Origin of the sequence: Pseudarthrobacter defluvii (assembly GCF_030816725.1) — a bacterium.
GTDB classification, from domain to species: domain Bacteria; phylum Actinomycetota; class Actinomycetes; order Actinomycetales; family Micrococcaceae; genus Arthrobacter; species Arthrobacter defluvii_A.
Genome location: NZ_JAUSYG010000001.1, coordinates 3190713 through 3208194, shown reverse-complemented (window position 1 = coordinate 3208194; position 17482 = coordinate 3190713). Strand labels below are relative to the sequence as shown.

Sequence of the window (17482 nt, the reverse complement as noted above, 5' to 3'; positions counted from 1 at the left end):
GCAATTATGCCAAAGTCGCATCTCGGTGGTTAGATTGCAGCACTCTGAGGCGGCACGGCTGCGACGCCTTGGGCTTCCAATTGGGGGACGCAGCAGAGCAAAGGAGCGCGTGCAATTGCGTGCATTGGGACCTGTCGTTTCGCGACAACGCGAGTTGAGTCCATGACCACCGACAGGCTGGGCATCGGCCAGCATGTCACTTTCCCAGGTGCGCCGGGCATCGGTCGCCTGACAGGCCTTCGTGCTGACGCCGCGACAGTGGAATTCTTTGAGTCGGTGGCAGAGCCTTCGGTAGGGGTGAGGGCTGTACCACGCACGTCACTAAGGGTTGTCCAGCTTGAACGCGAGACTCGTGTCTTCTTTCAGGATGAAGATCTGCAATGGCGCGCCGGGCGGATAATTGCAGCGGCCACCGATTCTCAAGACCGTGCGGGGTACTGGGTTCGGCTGCCCAATACGTTTCAAGACACGCTTGTGTTGATCGCTTGTATTCGCGTTCGATGGGACAAGAAACCACGAGATCCACTGCAAATTCTTCTGGCGGGAGGCAACGAGACTCCCCGTTTCCGTGACGCTCGTCAGCCCGTACGGGCGTTACTTCTTCAAGATCGCGCGTCCGCTGCGTCCACCACTGGTATAGCCTCGGCCGGTGTGCAGATGCATAGTCACCAAGTGGCGGCGGCCTTCCGAATCCTTCGCGATCCTATCCAGCGATACTTACTGGCGGATGAAGTCGGGATGGGAAAGACTATCGAAGCTGGCTTTGTTATCCGTCAAACTTTGATTGACGACCCTAAGCGGAAGATTGGGGTAATCGCGCCGGATTCACTAATTGAACAGTGGAGGTCCGAGCTTCGCGACAAGTTTTTCATCGGTGATTTCGGAAGGCGAGTAGCCGTCGTTGGCCACAGCGATCTATCCGGCTGGAAGCGGTTGATGAACGTTGATCTTCTCGTCGTCGACGAGGCACACTTGCTCGCTAATGATGGGTCTCCCTTGGATCCGACATATGCGGAGCTCAATAAGCTGGCGAAGAGTGCTGCGCGGCTCCTGCTGCTCTCCGCGACGCCATTCACTCAAGAGAGCACCACCCACCTTGCCCTGCTCCACCTACTCGACGGTGATCTCTTCTCCTGGGAACGGCAGGCGGAGTTTGAAGCACTTCTTAAAGCACGAAGCGAACTGGCCTATGCGGTTTACCAATTGGACGAGGAGCCTGACCCCGAAAACCCTGAGTACCTCCAATATCAATTGGACGGTCTTCGCTCTCAAGTTCCCAATGACGTGCTCCTAGACGAGCTAGTGGCAGAAGTGATGGCCACTTTCGACTTCTCGCCGGTTAGCGCAGAGTTGCTCAAACGACGGACTGCAGCGGTACGTGCCCACGTGTCCGAAACTTACCGTTTACATCAGCGGGTCATACGGAACAGGCGCCACAACGTCCTGCAGCAACGCCTGGACGATGAAGGCATCATGACGCCTTTCTCGCTGACTGGGAGGATTAAGCCGCGACTCGTCCGACTCCAATCGGAAGAAGTAGATACGGCTGCTGGGTTCGTTGAAGAATGGCTGGCTAAATGCAGCGTGCATGTTCTGGACAACGAAATGGATTCCTCGAAGTACGGAGCTGTCGGGGGACTGCTCGTTTCTCGGCTGGGTGGACCGTTGAAGGATCTCGCGGAAATTATTCAGTACCGGGCCGGGCTCTTGGGCCCTCCGATATCGCTTTCCAGAAACGAGATGGCAATCTTGAAGGCGGCGCCTACTCTTCCTTTTGAAAATGATTTCGCAGTCCTCGCAGAGCCAACTGCCATCGATGCCGTTGACGCCCTCGCAGCGACCATCATCGGTCGCTCAAAACCGGCCCAACGAGTGGTCGTTTTCTGCGGACACGGTACGTTTGCGAAAGATTTGGTAGCTACGCTCCAAGAATCTTTGCGCGGTCGGAAGTCTGCATTTGCGCATCTAGCTAGCCAGTCCGATGAGGAACGTGAAAAGTCAGTTCACGAATGGCGCAGGCGCGGTGGTGTCCTAGTCCTGGACGAGTCAGGAGATGTAGGGCGCAACCTCCAGGACGCAAGCCTCGTGGTGCACGCTCGCCTGCCGTGGAGTCCAAACCTCCTTGAACAACGCATCGGGCGCGTGGACAGGTATGGGCGCAACGCGACTGCTCAGGGCTTGGTGGTGACTGACAGCAACCCCCACGGCATCCTCACGGCATGGGCTCGGTTGCTGTCTCGGGGGTTCAAAGTATTTGAACGCTCGATTTCTGCTGAGCAAGAAGTAGTAGAAGAGTTGGCAACGACTGCTTGGGAAGTACTTGTTGGCGAGGGTATCGAGAAGTTTGAGTCTCTTGCTGAAGAGACAAGCGCCTCTATCGCTGCCGAAACCCGCCGCATCAACGAACTAGATGCGCTTGAGTCCAGTTGGGAGTTGGCCGAAGAACTCGGCTTGCTTGCGGAAAACATCTCTAGGTATGACGAATGCCACGCAGGGATTGCGACTTCCTTTCGGACCCTGCTCGACGAGGGCTTCCGATTCGAGGAGCGTCAATGGGATGGCAGCCTTCGATTCTCGATAGATGATAGGCAAGAACCGTTGATCAGCCCCCGACTCGCGACCCTCCTGCAGGTAGCTGAGAATTCCCGGATTGGCGGGTTTGATCGATGGCGGGTATCGCCGGGAAGGCGCCTCTTTCGACGGGGGAACCCGTTCATCGACGGACTCGAACGAGTACTCGAATTAGATGACCGCGGTCAGGCAAGTGCTTTGTGGCGCATTGATCGTCGTTGGGGCGGCGATGCTCTCATTTACTTCGCCTTCGATTATCAAGTGGAAGCGAACCCTGAGCCGCTTATGCAGTTGCTCGGTGGCGAGCGGAGGCACCACGCGACAGCCATGCGGCGCTGTGACTGGGCTTTGTCTCCATTTGAGCGCCGAATATGGATCGACACGAGTTCGATGGCAATGGTTGAGTCACGGGACGAATTAGATTTCCTCAACGCGCCCTTCGCGGAACCCCGGGACAAGAACCTGAACCCCGCCCGGATCAGGTCACTTCACAATCTTGTAGGAACGGGAAACCTTTCCCGTGTGGCAAGTGCAGCAGCCGAGACAGCGCGTGCCGAGTTGCTGCGTACGACTGCTTTGCGGGAGGCATGTGCACAAGCATCACTGCGAATTGCTGCAGAAACTGAAGTGAACGTAGCCCGCAGTCGGGCCCGCTCGGCTGCCACCAGAATGGTCGCCGATCCTGAGGCATTGGACTTTGAAATAGCGATCGGGCGCGCCGTTCAGAGAGGCGTCGAAAATCCAGTGGTGAGTAATGTTGCCGTGACCTGCCTTGTGCGCGCTGCGGAAGGGTGGGAGCACTTTGCATAGCGCCGATCTGGCGGCAGCACAATCGGCGATCGAACATTGGCCTGATGCTGCTAACCTTGCCGATTTCCATGGTGGAGATTCCTGTCGCAGGCTCCTCGACGCCTTGCAAGGGTTCGGAAACGAACAGAGGGCGACCGGCTGGCGAGACGTCGCGACTTTGGTTAGGCAGACACTGCTCACTGACCACTTTTCCTTTGGCGGAACGCCGCAATTGATTGTGCCGGCTTCTTATCCCTGGCCGACAGCGGAGCAGTGGCAGGATGCTCACTGCGACGCATTCAACGTTGCTGGAGAGTTGCTCCGAATAACGGCCAGGCATTGGGAGCCTAGCGTCGCGGAAGGAGACCAGGCCCGCATTATCGCCAGGGCAAGAATAGCTGATGTATTTAGGGGCGAGATGACTCTGGATCCAACAAGTATCCCGGCTGACCCCTTTTGGAGAATGGCCCACGCATATCCGAGTTATCGGGGCGTGGCACAGCAACAGGCGGCGCGTGCGGGCGTGACGAGGGACGGAAGGCCTTTACTTATTTCCCTTCCGACGGGTCGGGGTAAGACCGCCGTGGTATGGTCCAAGCCGCTCCTAAGTTCGGAGGGTGTGACGATCGTTGTCGTTCCGACTGTCGTTCTAGCCCTTGATATGGAGCGCCGGACACGGGAGCAAGCACGGATCAAAAAAAAGCAACTGAGCCCGCTTAACCGCTACGCGTACATCGGAAGCCTCGATCCGGATGTAAAGCGAGCGCTAAGACAAGCCATCCGATCAGGCAAGCAACGCATTCTTTACACGAGTCCAGAAGCGTTCGTCTCAGGCTTGAGCGGTGCAATCCTCGACTGTGCGAAAAGTGGCCTTCTCCAACAAATCGTCGTTGACGAGGCGCATCTGGTTGACCAGTGGGGGGATGACTTCCGGCCGGAATTTCAGGTTCTGCCAGGGCTGGCCCTCGAGGCGTCTGAGGTTGCGCCGGAGGACCGCAAACCATCGATCCTGCTTATGAGCGCCACCGTCGCGCAGAGGCAAGTCGATAAGTTGACTCGTCTCTTCTCGTATGACGGGTCGGACCTTGAACTTTTTTGGGGTTCGGCGCTCCGTACAGAACCTGCATACTTCACGCATCAGTTCGACGACGACGAGACGAAGCATGCAGCGGTCATCGATGCCGTCTCTTTGCTCCCGAAACCCCTTATCCTCTACACCACCACGGTAAGCGACGCCAACGAATGGGCTGACCGTCTAAGGTCGTTGGGAATGGCGCGTATCGGCGTCGTCACTGGTAAGTCTTCTGACGAGGATCGCCAGACGGCCGTCGAACGCTGGAGGGGGCTTACCGCTGAAGGCATGAGTGCGCCGAGCCGTTTTGACGTGATCGTTGGCACGTCTGCGTTCGGACTGGGCGTGGACGTTCCCAATGTGCGAACTGTTGTGCATGCCTGCATGCCTGAATCCGTTGACCGGTACTACCAGGAAGTAGGCCGTGCTGGACGAGACGGGCGGGCGACGGTGGCAGTCCTGTATTCCGGGCCTCGCGATCGACGAGTAGCCGCGAATTTGGCTGGGGCTACCTTCATAGGATCAGACAAAGGGTGGACTCGCTGGAGAGCGCTCATGGAAACCGCTGAAAAGGTTGAGGGAGCTAGCAATCTCCGCTTCCGCGTGCGCAAGAGTGCGTTACCGACGTACCTGGATCAGGGCTACGGACGTAGTGCCCAATGGAACATTCGAACGCTGACCTTGATGGCCCAAGCAGGAATCATCAAGCTTCGGACACCGACATGGTGCCCGCCCGAGAAAACGGCCCCCGAACAGGTACAAGCACTACGCGACGCATTTCTCGAAACAGCAAATGACCTCATTGACTTCGAGTTGGTCGACGGAGCCCTCCTCTCTCGGGAGAAATGGACCGAGTCGATGGATGTGGAGCGTGTCGGTGCACGCGCTAAGTCAGCGGCGTCGCTTGACGCGGTTTCTAGGGTGATAGGGGCTAGTCAATGTATTGGACGCATTCTCGCGGCTCACTATGAGGTCCGCACCGATGATGGTGGGCGTCTTACTACTTACCCAGTTTGCCGCAGTTGTCCCTCGTGCCGCGCTGATCCCGATGCCGCTACAGGCATCGCCGGAGACGAGTTCGGCTATCCACGCCTTCCGGGTCGTCGTGTAGCGGTAGATCCCCTCCGGAGTTGGCGCGGAAAGTCATCAGCCCTCTTCATCACCCTGTCTGGACAAGACAACGCCTTTAATCTCCTGAGACGGTTGGCTGGAATTGGTGTCGAGGTCTATTACGGGCTCAATTCGGAAGAAGGACTGCGACTCCAGGCCGCAGTTGGGAGCAGACCAATTATCGTTGATGACGACAGCCGGGATGTTTGGCCGCTCGCCTGGTATCTCGAGGACAGTATCGTCGTCGTGGTTGGCGACGGCGTTCCGGAAATCGCGTTGCAGCGGATGGATCTCGGTCTGCCTACCTACCTGATTGGCCACGAGGATCTAAAGCACCCCGTGCGTCCGGAAATGAAGTTCGCCGATCTGCAAGACGCGGTAATCGACGCAGCCGCTCTTTTGAAGGAGTTGTAATGGAGTTGTTGAACATCAGCCCTGTGGCGATCCTGCCACGAACCATGTGGGTGGCGTACCGCGCTCTGCATGCAACTCCAGAACTCGCGAAGCAGGAACTCGAGGACGCGGTCTGCCCTTTGGCGATGAGAGACGAGACTCCAGGTAAAGGCGCTCATGTCCAACGTGCCGTCGACGCGCTATTGAAATTCGGACTGGTAGACGTCGCCCAACAGGGGGAGTCAGAGGGGCCAATGCTGTCCGCGTCAGTTGATGGTTCGCTGGAATCATTCACTCGGAGGTTGCGTGAGGGTGTCCTCGGTTCAAGTGTCACGGATGAACCGATGCCGCAGGACCTTACCCGAGCCGTCGTGTGGTTGCTATCGCAGTCGCCTCTAGATGCGTACGACCGCACGCGGGCCGATCAGGAACTGGGCGGATTCTTCACCAACGACACTCGATGGAATACGTTCAGGTACTGGGCAACCTTCCTGGGGTTTGGCCGTGAATGGCCTCTCGAAGGCGGCGGCCTTTCCGTAGACCCCACACCGGCTGTCAAGGACGCACTTGATAGCTCTAAACGCGGCCATTTGGCTACCGGCACTCCAGTTGAAGCTCAGGACCTTGTGAGACATATCAAGTCAGAGTTGCCAGTGTTTGCCCATGTCGATACTGAGTCAGTTGAGACCATTCCAGCCTCGCTTGCCTACGCGTTCCGTTCACTTCAGCAGAGCGGCAGACTCAGATTCGAGAACCGATCCGACTCTAGAGCTTTCATTCGATTGCCTGCAGGTGCTGGAGCCGCGGATGAGGCCTTATTCTCGCACGTCACTATCTTCCAGGTAGGAAACTGATGACTTTCGCTATGAACCAGGTTGTGTGCTGGCGTCCAGACGATGTGGCAAACACCATCCCGACCGAGGCAGCCAGTCCCTCGAAGGCAGTGCTCCTGGCCACCCACACTCCGCTAAAGGTCCGCAAGGCTGGCCCAGGTGAACCTGGAGAATCAATCACCGAGGAGGACTTCCTCGATGAATTCCTCAACAGTGTCCCGAAAGAAGGCGTCCGAATTACGCCTGTTCTTGGACAATCGGGATCAGGAAAGTCACACCTCGTTCGCTGGGCAGAGGCTCGTATAAAGCCCATCCCGGGGCGCCGCAAAGTCATCTATTTGCCGAAGACCCGCACCAGCCTGCGGGACGTTCTTGAAGAGCTACTTCAGGGCCAGACTGGTGGGGCATTCGATGAAATCCGCAGCCAACTGGGCGGCTTACGGGAGTCAGTTGACCCAGAGAAGTTGGAGCGCCGAATCCTTGACGAGTTGGCAGAGTCCATACGTGAGGCGAAGGCTGAGCACTTCCTTACGAAAGTACTCGTCGGCGAACGCGGACTCTATGTTTTGCTTCATGACCCGTTATTCCGTGACTATCTTCTGCGTCCAGGGGCCTTCGTCCCGAAGCGAGCAGCCCACGCGCTTCGAGGGCGGGGCGAGGACGAAGAGGAGATCCCTCCTGCCTTTACGGTGGAAGACCTACCGCTCTCTATCGCGGACCACGCAAACATCCTCGATGCCGGCTCTGCAGCACGCTTGATGTTCAAGCGACTCAGCGCCGATACAAAATTGCAGACGGCAGCGATTGAGATGCTGAATGAGCACCTGGACGTGGCAGTGATGAGAGCTGCGGACCTAGGTGTCGGCTCTGTCCAGCGCGCGTTCATGAAACTCCGCGAACAACTTGTAGGACAAGAAATCATTCTGCTTATCGAGGACTTTGCGATCATCCAGGGCATCAGGCGTGACCTGCTCGACGCCATCGTTGAAGTCGGGGTTGTCGGAGGCGTGGAGAAATACGCTACCGTTCGAACAATGATGGCCGTGACATCCGGCTACTACGACAAGTTGGACGACACGTTCCGCACTCGTGCGGAAGCAAGTTCCCCCGTCTACTACGTTGATGTGAGCATCGACAACGTAGAAGACGGCGGCTCTCAACTTTTCGACTTCGTGGGGCGTTATCTAAACGCGGCGCGGCTGGGCAAAACGAAAATCGAGGCAAGCGCTGCGCCACTCAATGCATGTGACGGCTGCCCATTTCGTGACGAGTGCCACGCCACCTTCGGGGCGACGCGAGACGGTCACGGTCTCTATCCCTACAACGAACCAGCCCTGCGCCGCGCCATAAAGATAACCGCGAACCCGAACCGCCGAGACTTGTTCAACCCTCGCACGGTCCTGTCGAAGGTAGTGCGCCCCTTGCTCACCAACGAGGCCAGTGCGATTCGAGAGGGACGGTTCCCTTCGCCTGATTTCCTGCGTCAGGACCGCGCAAGAGACACAAATGAATCCGTGGCAAATCGTTTGCCAGATCTGCCACTTGCTGTCCGTCATGCGTTGGATGAGCGCTATGAAGGGCTCGATCAGGTCCGGTACCTCGCAACACTGCAGTTCTGGGGAGACGTCTCGACCAATGTCCACCCGGGCATCTATGCTGCATTCTCGCTGCCCGCTGCTGATCTCGAGACTGACGGTCAGGAAGGACCTGATAAGCCTGAGCCACCCCTGGGCCCCCAAGTTGTTGAGCCCAGTCCAATCAATCCAACCCTGCGCAGGCAGTTAGAGGACGTCGACAACTGGTCGAAGGGGAGTCCGCTGCCGCAGACCGTTGGACGTGAGATTCGCGGTATCGTTCGCCAAGCGATGGTCGCTGGTCTTGATTGGTCCGATCCTGTCATGAAAGATCCGAGCGCGGTTACCCTTGCAAAGGCGGTGCCGGACAGAACGCAGATTTCCCAAACAGTCTCGATCGAGGATAGCCGCGAAAATCGTGCCGCAGTCGTCGAACCCATCGTGTGGTTTGCTCGGACGCCAGCCAATGCGCTGCTCTTTCAGACTCTGCTGCAGTTCCAGCACAACCCCGCTTCGGCACCAGAAGGACTTCTGCGTCTTCGTGAAATTGCCGACCAGCATCGAGAAGTAATATCTGCTCGGGTCATCGCAGCGAGTGACTTCGCAACGGAGAAGCTGGTTGCGGTGGCAGCCTCGCTGATCTCGGGTGCAGCTCTTTGCGGTCAGATGCCGGCCAAACCGAAGGCCACTGATTACGTCGCCGCAGCGCTTTGGAGCGGCCAGGACTACATCCGGGCTGATACCACCCGTAGCGAAGCGTGGAAGAACGCGGAGGCCTCGTATCTCGCTGCACGGAAAACAGTCGTTGAGGCTTTTAGGTCGGCTGTTGGAGCGAGCCAGGGGTCGACGGGTTCGGTTCACGCCATTGACGACCCTAGAGTACGAAAGATCGCAGAGGCTGCGAGAAAGCTGCTCACTCTACCTGACCTCAATCAACTGCCGGATTGGGCTGTAGGAGCCGAACGGAAGCGCGAGACTCTCGAAGCCAGCGCTCAACTACAGATTGCTGACTGGCAGAACACCGTGAATGAAATCCGAAATCAGGTCCCAGACGGGACCTCTTTCTCCGCTACCGTCGACGCGGTGACCGCTGCCACTGAGGTCGGTCAGACACACGGGTATGTCAAGGAAAAGTTGCCAGATGTTGTAGCAGCGAACGCTCGGGCCAAAACACTAAACTTCAGTTCCGTGACACGCCTTGAGTCAGCCCTCTCCGAGGTAGAAGGGAAGAGTGGCCTTTTGCTGGCGCTAGCAATCGGCGGAATCGATGCCCGTGATGCCGTGAGCATTCGCAACTATCTGCGCTTCACAGTGGGATGGCTGGATGCAGGCCTGATTGCCGCAGAGTCACAACAGCGAGAGGGTGTCTTGGACGTCGATGAAGACATAGACGCGGTGCTGAGCAAATGGGCAGGCATTCTTGGACGAGAGGAAGGCCCGAGTGATGTCGAATGAACTCCTGGCTCGAGCCAACCGCCTGGAGCGGTTGGCTAAGTTGGCTCACGACAGCGAAGGCGACAAACAGAACCTTGAACGCGTGAAATTGGCCGTCGACAAGTTGTCCGGCGCTGTCGATCGGTTGGGTTCCGTACTGGCTACTCGCCGCGCACTAGATGACCTCCATATTCCCCGTGAGATTGCCCTCGACATTGATTCGGTCTTCGTGTCTCTCCGCGACGTGACAGGGGCTCGAGGACGGCCCAAACCCGAGCGCCTGCAGCGTGTGAACGCAACTGTTATTCGTCAGATCGATGAACTCGAAAAAGAAGCACGGAGTCGATGGATCAGGTGGACTGCAGATGCCCTGAACGAACTGCCCAAGCACAAGGTTGCGGCCCTTCCCCAGCAGGACCGGGCCCGTGTAGAGCGCAACGTCCGCAGCCTCGAAGGGATGATGCGTCTTCAGCCGAGCGCGACGCAGGTCAGTGCTTTCAACAGCCTGCACCGACTTGTTAACGAAGAACTCGGCGAGATCGAATTGAGCGGACCTGTCCTCCGCGTGCTCGAGCGCTTTACGTCGCCAACTGGCCTTGCGCTCGGCGAGCTGACTGACGCAGATATTGCCGCCCTTCGCTCTGACCCGTCAATCGAGGCGCAATTCGTCATCCGGAGGCAGGTGTGACCGAGGACAGGTGGGCAGCAGTACCAGAACTCCTTACAAGGCTTGAGGATCTCGAACTCCCTCGACTCTCCTGGGGCATTGTTGACGGCTTTTTGAGCGAGGACGAGGTTCAGGGTGTTCTCGATGATCAGGTTCTCCAAAATCACCGTTCCGGAACTCCCGGACCAGCGACTGACGAATACTTGAATCATCTGCTGGAAGGGGGCCTTCTGCATCGCGTGCCAAGTGTGATGCAGGCGCGCTACCGAACTCGGCTTGCTGAAGGCCTCCGACTGTTTCGGCGGCTTCGTCAATTGTGGGTGCCGAACGCCAAGGATGCCGTCGGGTGGTGGCGTTCACGATCCCTGCTAGTTGCAGACTACCGCCTGCGTGTCGCGCCCCGACTCTATCCACGGCGAGACACCTCGGTGTCTCAGGCGATCGATCGACTCCAACACCTTCCGGGGTGGGACGCCGTTCAAGAGGCAGTTGCCGAGAACGTCATAGACGAGCGGAAGTTGGCCCGCTTTCAGGTTGATGCTTCGGTTAGTGTGATTGAGGCCCTCCACGTTGGACGTACTGTCGGTCGGATAATCACCGCAGGGACCGGTTCTGGAAAGACCCTGTCGTTCTATCTACCGGCCTTACTCCACCTTGCCTTGAATCGGTCATCATCCGGCCAAACTCCACAGGCGCTCGCCTTGTACCCCCGAAACGAACTGCTTCGGGATCAGGCGCGCGAAGCACTCATTCAGTGCCGAAGAGCCAACGATGCGCTTCCGAAGGGTGCGCGTCCTATTAAGATCGGCCTTCTGTACTCTGCCACTCCGTATGACGCTAATGCCTTCCGTGGAAGCTATCTTCCGCGTGGCTGGCGGCAGACGGCCTCGAAGGACGGCTGGATCGCTCCTTATTTCCCTTGCCCCACAGATGGGTGCATGGGTGATCTCGTGTGGACAGAGCAGGACCGCTCTCGTCAGGTGGAACGCCTCAATTGCAGTGCCTGCGGGTCAGCAATCGACCATGCCGAGATTGCACTCACTCGCAAGTCGATGGCTGCCTCGCCACCAGACATTTTGTTCAGCACGACCGAGATGCTTAGCCGAAACTCCACTAGCGCCGCACTTGGCCGGCTGCTTGGGTGGCGAGGAAACAGTTCCATAAGGCTGGTTCTGCTCGATGAGGCACACACCTATGCTGGTCTGCACGGCGCGCAGGTCGCGCTCATGTTGCGGCGGTGGCGCCACGCAAATGGGCAGTTCGGGTCGCCCGCCCCTACTTTTGTCGGTCTGTCAGCGACCCTCAAGGACGCGGGAGAGTATTTCGCCACCTTAATCGGCACGAACAGGTCTGACATTGAGGTCATTGGCCCCAGCGTGAGCGAGCTGGTTGCCACGGGCCGGGAATACGGTCTCGTCCTTCGTGGAGACCCGGCCTCAGGTACATCACTGCTATCAACTACGATCCAGTCGATTATGCTGGGGGCTCGACTGCTCGACCACGAGCCGGGGATTTTTGGTTCCTCTACCTTCGTATTTACTGATGACCTTGACGTTACGAACCGTCTATTTGACGACTTCCGGGATGCTGAGGGCTACTTCAACAATCGGTCTAACGCGAAACCACGCCTAGCCGATCTTCGCGTTTCTTCAGACCCGCAGGCGACGGCGCGCTACGAAGAGGGGCAGTCATGGGACGTTGCAGAGCAATTAGGCCGCCTTCCCGGAGGGCTGCGGATTGGCAGAACATCCTCGCAGGACAAGGGCGTTGATGCTGCTGCCGACGTTATCGTGGCGACGGCATCGCTCGAGGTCGGGTTCAACGACCCACGTGTCGGTCTTGTGGTGCAGCATAAGGCGCCTCGCGACATGGCATCGTTCGTGCAGCGGCGGGGCCGGGCTGGTCGATCTCTGGACATGCGGCCAATCACGGTAGTTGTGTTGTCGGATTATGGCCGTGATCGTGTCCTTTACCAGTCCTACGAGCGGTTGCTTGTTCCGGAAATTGACGCACGGTCCCTTCCGACGCGAAATCGCTTTGTGTCCAAGATCCAAGCCACACACGCGATGCTGGACTGGCTGCATCGCAAACTCGGTCTTGACGTTCGGTCGCTGCTCGTTGCCCCGACGGATAGGGCAAAAGTTGCAGAAACATCCGCGCTGCTCATTCGGGCACTGGATGCGCTGCTTAAGAATGATGCGGACCAGGCCTCCCTTCGGGAGTTCATCCAACGGGCTCTTCATGTTAGCTCTGAAGATTCGGCAGCGATCCTCTGGGATGAGCCGCGATCGTTGCTGCTCGCAGCGGTGCCCACGGCACTGAAGGGCCTGGAATCAGAGTGGACGAGTGCAGATGGGGAACGCATTCGGCCCGGAGGTTCGCCACTGCCGGACTTTATGACGGCCGCGCTCTTCGACGCGCTGAACAGCCCAGACGTTGGGTTCGATCTTCCACCCGAGATGGAGCCCGATGAAGACCCTTCCATGCCGATCCGTCAGGCACTGAGCGAGGCAGCGCCAGGAAGGGTCAGCCGTAGGTTCGGTTACAGACACGCTTCCCACAGGTCCTGGATGGCTATTCCGATAGAGGGGAATGACCTTCCCCTCTATGACGTCGTCTCAGCGGGCCACAACTTAGGCGAGTGGACAACTTCCGACGGATCCACTTACCTAGTCGTTCGTCCGATCCGACTCCGGCTGACAACGCCCCCGAAGGAGATTCGCGATTCTTCCAGCGCTACGCCGATATGGCGGAGTGCATTTGTTTTCCCAGAAAGTGCCACTTCCGAAGCCGATTTCCCCGCGAACTCGCCGTGGGCGCCGCTGGCTAATTCTGCCGAATTTACACTTCATTTAGCAGGGAACCCGTTGACGGTGCGGCGACTCTCAATCGGTTCAGAGGGGGAAATTCTCTACAACGACGGCACGCGGAAACCACATTCAATACGCTACAGCCATAATGAGACGCCTGCTGCGCTGGGGTTCGAACTCGAAGTTGACGCGTTCATTGTGCGGGGCGACCTCGGAGTGGCTCGCAGCCTCGACCTGGCAGAGTTTGCGGCCAGCCCCGAATGGCGCACCCTAGCCTTCAGGACCCGCATCGAGGAAGACAAACGTCTTGATGGCTGGACCAACTACTTTGTGAGGCAGTCGCTTGCTGAGTTGTACTTGATGGCCTACGCACGGAACGCTATCGACGAAGGTGAACGTCACATAGCGCTGCGGAAGACCGCGAACGGCGGTTGGTATAAGCCCGTTGACGACTTCTTCCAGGCGATCTACAGATCAGATGAGGGCGCTCCAGAAGCGGCGATGAAACGAGTTAAAGAACTCGAGCAGTTGGCCCACACAGCCGAAGTCAACGATGTTCTGGACGAACACGCTCGCCTCCTAGCCGATTCGGACGTTGCCCTCGTGACGGAGGACCTGCTTACGCGCTCTGTGCTGGACACGTTTGCATCCGCGCTTTTGGCTGCAGTACGTCAACGGGTCCCAGGCGCAGAGGATTCGGACCTCGTTGTTGATGTTGTATTGGACGAGGCTCAAGATGAATTCCGGATCATCGTCTCTGAGACAGAATTGGGTGGCCTCGGCCTACTCGAGGAGTTCCAACGCGACTATGCCTCTGACCCACGTCGCTTTTGGGAGGTCGTTGCGAATGTGTGTGGCCCGAGTGAATACGAGGCCGTCGATGCCTCTATGCGCTGGGCCGTGAATGAACTGGCTCGGCAAGACTCGAGGCTTGCGGGTGCCGTCTCTCGGTATCGGGCTGCTTCCTCCTCAGCAGAACTTGACGATGCGATTGATGAAATTAGAGCGGTCTTAGATGAGAACGACGGTCCGCCGTCCCATCTCCTTATGTCGACAATCGCCACCCGCATGTTACGCCCCGGCTCATCGCGGGCGGCCGACACGGCAACAGCCTTCCTGGCTAGTCGCTGGCGTGAGCTCGAGTCAGAACTTGGAGTCGAACTAGATGCGCGCCTCGTCGCGTTTCATGGTGCCAGCGGAAGCCTCGGCCAGAGCATCAAACCGCTCAATGCCGATTCGGCGTTCGCTACGCTTTGGCAGCGCGGATCTGTTGCGCGAAACGTGGCCCTGGACGACTGGCAGCCATTTGCTACAAACCGGTTGCGTGAGCGACTCGTTCTGAGCACCATAGTCGCCGACGAGTCGCTGATCGTGGATGTGTCATCGGACGATTGGGAGACGCTGTATCTCGCAGCCATTTCTCGTGATGGTGTCGTTCGCCTGTCAGTGACGGTCTCGCAACGGGAGAAACTCTCAGATGCACTAAGAACGGTGATGGCCATACCCGTCGATGTCGGCGCCCTTCGCGTTTACGGCCAACTCAGAAAAGTCGATCGCCAAGGCAGAAATCTAATTGCCTACATCGCACTTGTGGAGGGGAGTCAATGAGACGAAGCAGGGCAATCCGCACGCGTCCCCGCAACGGCATTGCCATCACCGAAGTTCTAAGCACGGTTTTGGCGTCCGAACTAATACAGCCAAGTAGGGAAATATGGCTCGTGTCGGGGTGGGTAAGCGACATAGTCGTCATCAGAAACGAAATGGGTGCATTCGATGACATCCTCGTTGATTCTGGAGGTGGCGCACTGACACTAAGTGATGTGTTGGCTCGGCTCAGTAGGCTCGGCGCCCGGATCAATGTGGCAGTGCGCGACGATAAGCATAATGAGCAGTTTCTCGAAGTCCTACGACGCCGATGCGCACCTGGGAACTTTCGCATCTATAAGAGCCCAGACCTTCACGAAAAGATCCTCACAGGCGACAACTGGCTGCTAAAGGGGTCTATGAACTTCACTTGGAACGGCCTCAATGTGCACGAGGAAAGCATGGAGTTTATTGCGGATGCTGCCGAAGCCGCAAAGCATCGACTCGAACTCAGCGTGCGGTGGGAAGGAACGACTCATGAAGTTTTCCGACACTGATTTTCTGGAAGCGGTCTTCGCTGAGCCGAACACCGTGTGGCCCAACCGGGATCCTCGGCATCCCTCCGCTGCCTATTTGGAGCGGTTTCTTCGCGCTCTCTCCCAGAAGAGCGAGGTGCCACTGGTGCTTCCTCGCAAGGACGCAGATTGCCCGGTGTCCAACACCTACGTGATTTGTTGGTCGCGCAGTCATGCAGGACGCATCAGAATGCTTCTCAACGCCGGGGTCGAATATAATTGGTGTCATTTTGACGGCCGCGTAGCTCAATTGCATGAAGACGACCCGTTCGAGGCGGCGATACTCAGCTTGGCGGGCCCTGGCACAACGTACCGGCTCCGACCACCGAACACGCGGGCCCATCGAGGGCTATTTCGATCACTGAGCCGAATGGTCGACACAATTGAGCAAAGGCCCTCTCGCGTTAGTCCGATGCCACGACCGGTCGGTCGGTTGCTCCGTGACTTTGAAACCTCCCTCGCGTCCGGTCAGGCTCTAACATCGCTTGAACTCCTTGAAAGCATTGAGCATAGCGGTGGACTGTCGCATGAGAATGTTGCATTTCTCCGACTTCGGCGGCTCGGTCAACTCGGCGCGGACCAAGAAGTGCTAAGCAGTCCTTCCTTGAGCAGTGTCGTGGCAGTTGAGCCGCCGCGCCTAGTCCGGGAAGCTATTCTCGGCGCCTGGTTCCGTAAGTCGGGCAAAGACTGGCGTGGCCTTGCACAGTCCCTGAGTGACGAGATGAATGAGCTTGGTGTTGACATTGCCCTGCTCGTCGATGAAACGCTTGCCCATACAACTGACGCGGACGCGTGGACAGCAAGCGCAGTTGTTGCCCTAGCCAGGGGCGACGTTGAACTCGCCCACAGACTAGTTGACTCAGAAGGGAATGGGGCCGCGGACCTTCGCCAAGAGTTGAAGACTGTCCTGCAAGCTCACTTTGAGCCAGTCACTGAAAGGCCTGGCCAAAAGTTCGAGATGGTGCCCGAGCCAGAAGTTGGACCGGAACACGGGCAAGACGACGAACGAAACTCAGACCTCGACCGGGAACCGGACGTTGAAGTTCCGCGGCCAAACGCTACACCCGGTTCATGGGGCGAATGGCTCGCTTCTATTGCTGCCGGCGATGAGGCGCCCCTAACCTCGGAGGTAACGGAAGGATGGGCCTCACCTGGTGCATCCGACGAGCAACTCGCCGCCGCCATCCAAGAACTCCATATGTCCCTAACCGACCGGTTGTTCACCGGACTCGGCGCCTTCATCGATGCCGATGATCCCGCGAGACCCGCACGAAGGGCGTCGGCAGAACTCATTTTGCGGCACCTACTCGGCGACCGTCTCACCCAGAGTGACTTGGGCGCCATAAGCGCCTTGCTTGGCATCTTTCTTCGTGGTGCACCGGATGTCCGCGCCTACGGGGAGTTGCTCCAGGATCTTGCTGGGTTCAAAGGCCGCTGGTCGTCAATTGACACCGCGGCTGCGGCCATCGACATCGCTGACCTAGTTGTCTGCGCACCCTCGGCGAGTAGCGATGCCCGTCAGGGGTTCGTCGCGAGTGCGTTGGAGCCTCTACACGCGTTGCGTCACCGGCTTTCCAAATCGCTCCGCACGGTGGCCGCTCTCGTGACTGACGACCTCGCCTTGGGCTGGAACTGGACTGTCCCGAACGTAGCGCCCATCGACGCCGAAGTCTCATCATCCGTCCTGCCGTCTTCGATTCTTCTTTACAGCCTTGACAAGGGTGTCCTTGCTCGAGTGAAGACCGCAGTCGCTGAACTTCACCCCTCGATCACGCTTCACGTGTCCGATGCGAAGGTCGGCAGCGATGCATTGCGAACCCACGCCCGCAACGCTGAATTGGTGGTTCTCGCTACCCGCAAGGCAACGCATGCGGCCACGCTTTTTATTCAGGGTCATGTCTCTCAAAGTGCTCGAGTCACATACGCCGATGGTTGTGGCTCGGGTTCCATGATGCGTGCCGTTGAGGAAGGCATCATTGCCTTCGGCGCATAGTGACCCTTAAACCAACCTAGCGGTGAAGCGTCAGTTGCTGGTTTGTTCTTGCATGATGGCGCGATCTAAGGTTGTTG

At 58.0% G+C, this 17482-nt stretch carries 8 protein-coding genes; all 8 read left to right on the top strand.

Annotated features, from left to right (window positions below; genetic code table 11):
* Positions 1 to 162: 162 nt before the first annotated feature.
* The 8 genes from dpdE to dpdD are packed head-to-tail and all read left to right on the top strand — an operon-like array spanning position 163 to position 17405.
* A complete protein-coding gene (gene dpdE / locus QF031_RS14955; protein WP_307429710.1) occupies positions 163 to 3381 on the top strand; it encodes a protein DpdE in 3219 nt (1072 codons plus the stop codon).
* Positions 3344 to 5956: a protein DpdF gene (gene dpdF, locus QF031_RS14950; protein ID WP_307429707.1), complete on the top strand. Its 2613-nt coding sequence runs from the start codon at positions 3344 to 3346 to the stop codon at positions 5954 to 5956. The genes dpdE and dpdF overlap by 38 nt, the downstream gene beginning before the upstream one ends.
* Positions 5956 to 6789 carry a protein DpdG gene (dpdG, locus tag QF031_RS14945; protein WP_307429704.1) on the top strand — a complete coding sequence of 278 codons (834 nt, stop codon included), beginning with the start codon at positions 5956 to 5958 and terminating at the stop codon, positions 6787 to 6789. The genes dpdF and dpdG overlap by 1 nt, the downstream gene beginning before the upstream one ends.
* Positions 6789 to 9797: a protein DpdH gene (gene dpdH / locus QF031_RS14940; RefSeq protein WP_307429700.1), complete on the top strand. Its 3009-nt coding sequence runs from the start codon at positions 6789 to 6791 to the stop codon at positions 9795 to 9797. Before dpdG ends, dpdH begins: the two co-directional genes overlap by 1 nt.
* Positions 9784 to 10464, top strand: a complete 681-nt coding sequence (locus QF031_RS14935; protein ID WP_307429697.1) for a hypothetical protein — start codon at positions 9784 to 9786, stop codon at positions 10462 to 10464. Before dpdH ends, QF031_RS14935 begins: the two co-directional genes overlap by 14 nt.
* On the top strand, positions 10461 to 14861 hold the full coding sequence (dpdJ, locus tag QF031_RS14930; protein WP_307429694.1) for a protein DpdJ: 4401 nt from the start codon (positions 10461 to 10463) through the stop codon (positions 14859 to 14861). The genes QF031_RS14935 and dpdJ overlap by 4 nt, the downstream gene beginning before the upstream one ends.
* Positions 14858 to 15394: a phospholipase D-like domain-containing protein DpdK gene (gene dpdK / locus QF031_RS14925; RefSeq protein ID WP_307429691.1), complete on the top strand. Its 537-nt coding sequence runs from the start codon at positions 14858 to 14860 to the stop codon at positions 15392 to 15394. The genes dpdJ and dpdK overlap by 4 nt, the downstream gene beginning before the upstream one ends.
* Positions 15375 to 17405 carry a protein DpdD gene (gene dpdD / locus QF031_RS14920; protein ID WP_307429688.1) on the top strand — a complete coding sequence of 677 codons (2031 nt, stop codon included), beginning with the start codon at positions 15375 to 15377 and terminating at the stop codon, positions 17403 to 17405. The genes dpdK and dpdD overlap by 20 nt, the downstream gene beginning before the upstream one ends.
* Positions 17406 to 17482 lie beyond the last annotated feature (77 nt).